This window comes from Acidiphilium sp. AL (genome assembly GCF_025499445.1).
Lineage (GTDB): Bacteria > Pseudomonadota > Alphaproteobacteria > Acetobacterales > Acetobacteraceae > Acidiphilium > Acidiphilium iwatense.
In genome coordinates this window covers 1-3,737 of the sequence record NZ_JAIMBZ010000092.1, presented here as the reverse complement: position 1 = coordinate 3,737, position 3,737 = coordinate 1, and the positions used below count along the sequence as shown (strand labels likewise).

The window sequence follows — 3,737 nt, the reverse complement described above, 5'->3', positions numbered from 1 at the left end:
TTATGAAAATGGCATCAAAATCACCAACGCCGAAATGGCGTCACTCAATATCCAGCATGCCGATTTCCACGGAGAATGGAACTACACAATCAGACCAAGAAAGGCCAAATTATGATGCGATTATCCGGGCTCAGACCCTTAGGTGCATAAAACGGCCAACGTGCTGAACAAGATGCCGAAGGTTCTGCAACCGGCTGCCAAGGCTGATCTGCGCGAAATCTGGACCGCGCCGGATCGTGCGGCAGCCGAGACGGCGATTGCCACGTTCGCCGAGAAATACGGCGCGAAATACGACAAGGCGGTCACATGCCTGGTCAAAGACCGTGATGTCTTGCTGACTTTCTACGATTTCCCGGCCGAGCATTGGGACCATCTGCGCACCTCCAATCCGATCGAGAGCGTGTTCGCCACGGTGCGCCACAGGACGATCCGCACCAAGGGCGCGCTGTCGCAGGACACTGCCCGGCTGATGGTGTTCAAGCTGGTGATGGCCGCCGCCAGGACATGGCGAAAACTGAAGGGAGAAAATCAATTGCCCAAGGTCATTCAGGGCATTAAATTCCAGAACGGCGTCGAGGTCATCCAGACGCCAGCACAGAACGCCGCCTGATCACCGGCGTCACCCAAATTCCGGCATAGCTCCACGGCAAACCGGGAACGCCGGCCGTGCTTCAGAAACTGAAAGCAGATTAGTGTGGGGGGCTGAAATTCCGAAGCGCTTGAGGTGGCATTTGCAGGAATTTCAGAACTGAAAATCAGACCAGAATGCTTGAGGCTTCAACAAAGGTCGCAGACAGAGAGAGAGAGAGAGAGAGAGCGGGCAAGAAACGGAACGTCATTGAAGCAGGATTGGACAGAGCCGCCCAATGACAGAATGTGTCCACATTTCGGTGGGTTCGTGATCATCCCGTCGCTGGAGGCCGAAATTCGCATATCAGATATGATGAAATGCGTCACCTCTGTTTGTTTATTCATTTTAATCTTTTCGAGGGATAACTATCGCTGAGCCATTCGTTGGACGCGGATTCGCGGTTGAGCATTGAAGCAGGTTACGCCGCCGGCAATCATTAGCCAAAACGCGAAGGAGGAAGCCACGTGAAGCGAACAACCAATATTTTATTTTTTTGGATTGGCTTTTCTCTGCTGCTTTTGACTGCCGTGGCGTCTGCCTCGCCGGTCGCCAAATACGATCCTGTCACCAGCAACGATCTTGTCAATGCCGCGGCCAACACGTCAAATTGGATCATTTACGGACATACCTACAATAATTGGCGTTACAGCCAACTCAAGCAGATCACGACCAAAAATGTTAAAAACCTGAAACCGATGTGGACGATTTCGACCGGCGGCAAATTCGGCGGTCTGGAGTCCACGCCATTATTTTACAATGGCATTCTCTTATTTAGCGCCGACTATTCTCGCGTTTTCGCGGTTGACGCCGCTACTGGGAAGATCCTTTGGAAATATACGCCAAAGTACAAACCCCAACTGGCTGCGATGCTGTGCTGCGGTCCGGTTAACCGGGGCATCGCCTTAAAGGGCGATCTGATATACGTCGAGACTTTGAATGACCATCTCGTTGCGCTGAACGCTCGCGACGGCACGGTCGCATGGAACACTACGATAGATAACTGGAAAACTGGTGTAACTGAGACGGGAGCCCCTCTCGTTATCCGCGATCATGTGATCGTCGGCATTGCTGGCGGGGAATATGGCGGGCGTGGGTATCTTAAATCGTTTGATACCAAAACCGGAAAGCTGCAATGGACGACCTATACGGTTCCGGGGCCCAAAGAACATGGTCATCTGACTTGGCCGAGCGATACCTGGAAGCATGGTGGAGGCCCTACCTGGGTGACCGGATCCTACGATAACGCGACAAATACCCTCTATTGGGGCGTAGGCAATCCGGGGCCGTGGGCTGAAATCGACCGACCTGGGAAAAACCTTTGGACCGACTCTCTTCTCGCCCTAAATCCGGATACGGGAAAGATTAAATGGGGGTATCAGTATACCCCCAACGACAATTGGGATTATGACGGCATTGGGGGGCCTGTCCTAGCCACGGTGTCAGTCGACGGCCACCCATACAAGGCGGCCATCGAGGCCAACCGAAACGGCTTCCTCTACGTTATTGACCGCACTAACGGACGTTTTCTTTACGCGGTGCCGATGATTCCTGGTATCAACTGGACGTCCGGCCTTAATCCCATCACCGGCCAGCCAAAGATCAATCCGGCGATGAAGCCGACCGTAGTTGGCAAGACCGTTGGCCCGATCGTTCCCGGCCTCGAAGGAGGCACAAACTGGTTCCCGCCAGCTTACGATCCACTCCTTCATTACGTGTTCTTAAACGTGAATCATTGGGCAATGACGCTGTCGCTCCAGAAGAAGTCAGAATATCCATACAAGCCAGGAAGCACTTACATCGGCGAGAATTACCAGATGTATCGGATCGGGAAGCATATCGGGTATACTAAGGCGTTCGATTTGAAGACCCGGAAATTTGTTTGGGAAGATGCGAACAGGTTACCAATGTTTTCCGGTCTGCTCGCTACCGCAGGCAATCTAGTGTTCACCGGCGATGAGGACGGCAACTTTGAGGCGATAGATGCCAAAACCGGAAAAGTCTTATGGAAATTCCAAACCGGATCTGGCATCAACGCGTCACCGATCACGTACGAACTCGACGGCAAGCAATACATCGCGGTGCTTTCCGGACTCGGCGGCGATCCGAGCTTCTATTACTCAGGACCTCATGGCGGCATGCTTTGGGTTTTCTCAGTCGATGGAAAGCAGGAACCCTCTGATGCGGTGAACGCCGTCGTGATCAAATCAGCATTGCCGACCTACAAGCCAAGCGTCAAACCTAAGAACTGAAGGGCATTGGCCCCGAACCGAAGGATTTGCGTGGTGGACGCCAGGTGGTACGGAATTGTCGTGGTGGCCTTCCTGGCGTCCGGAGGAAATTTCATCCTCGCCGCGCCTGCGAATGCGGCCGGTCACGCACTCAAGAACCCGATAATCAGAAAACCAGAAGCAATCAAAGCTGGGCGGGCGCTTTACGCGGAGCACTGTATGATTTGTCACGGCCAGAAAGGCGGGCGCGGGCCTGATCTCTTTGAGAATGCGCTGACCGATCAGGAATTTCTTACGACAGCCATGGAAGGTAAATCGGGTAATCGAGGCCAAATGCCCTCCTGGGCGGGCGTTTTGAGCGTGAAACAGATCTGGGAAATCGAAGCCTTCGTCAAATCACGGCCGCGCTTCTGATGTCATTAAGCCGATGACCTAACCAGCAATCCGTTGGCGGGTTGCGTCACCTGCAGCCGCAGCATGGTGATGGTGCATTGTGGGCCTTCATTCATTGTATCCATCCGGTCAGAACCGCCTGCCGGAACGGCAAGGAGCCGTTCATAAGAGCGCTGCTACGAGCTGATTGATGGGCGAGGAGCGGTGAGCGGATGGAGATCATCACGGGGATTGAGCGGCGGCGGCGCTGGCGGGATGAGGACAAGTTGCGGATTGTCGTGGAGGCCGAGGCACCGGGTGCGGTGTTTGCGCTGGTTGCGCGGCGGCACGAGATATCGAGAGGGCATGTCTGGAACGCCCCCGTCGCGCAAGGTGAAAGTGGAACGAGGCGATGATCGCGTGCTGTCATGTCTACGGCCTGTTCGTGGTGCGATGGGACCGCACTGGCCATGATGAAGTCCGCGAGCTGGTTTCCGATCAAAATT

4 protein-coding genes and 1 pseudogene are annotated in these 3,737 nt (G+C 54.2%); all 5 read left to right on the top strand.

Annotation, left to right across the window (positions count from 1 at the left end; genetic code table 11):
- Positions 1-13 precede the first annotated feature (13 nt).
- The 5 genes and pseudogenes from AiwAL_RS20520 to AiwAL_RS19850 all read left to right on the top strand — a co-directional run bounded on the left by AiwAL_RS20520 (position 14) and on the right by AiwAL_RS19850 (position 3,647).
- Positions 14-115, top strand: coding sequence for a hypothetical protein (locus tag AiwAL_RS20520; RefSeq protein WP_408851995.1), 102 nt, complete (start codon positions 14-16; stop codon positions 113-115).
- A gap of 27 nt (positions 116-142) precedes the next feature.
- Positions 143-610 (top strand): annotated as a pseudogene (locus AiwAL_RS19865) (transposase); the annotation flags it as partial.
- A 485-nt stretch (positions 611-1,095) separates the two neighbouring features.
- Positions 1,096-2,880, top strand: a complete 1,785-nt coding sequence (locus tag AiwAL_RS19860; protein ID WP_262313452.1) for a PQQ-dependent dehydrogenase, methanol/ethanol family — start codon at positions 1,096-1,098, stop codon at positions 2,878-2,880.
- Between the two features lie 60 nt (positions 2,881-2,940).
- Positions 2,941-3,273, top strand: coding sequence for a cytochrome c (locus AiwAL_RS19855; protein ID WP_262313451.1), 333 nt, complete (start codon positions 2,941-2,943; stop codon positions 3,271-3,273).
- A 191-nt stretch (positions 3,274-3,464) separates the two neighbouring features.
- Positions 3,465-3,647, top strand: a complete 183-nt coding sequence (locus AiwAL_RS19850; RefSeq protein WP_262313450.1) for a transposase — start codon at positions 3,465-3,467, stop codon at positions 3,645-3,647.
- Positions 3,648-3,737: the final 90 nt, after the last annotated feature.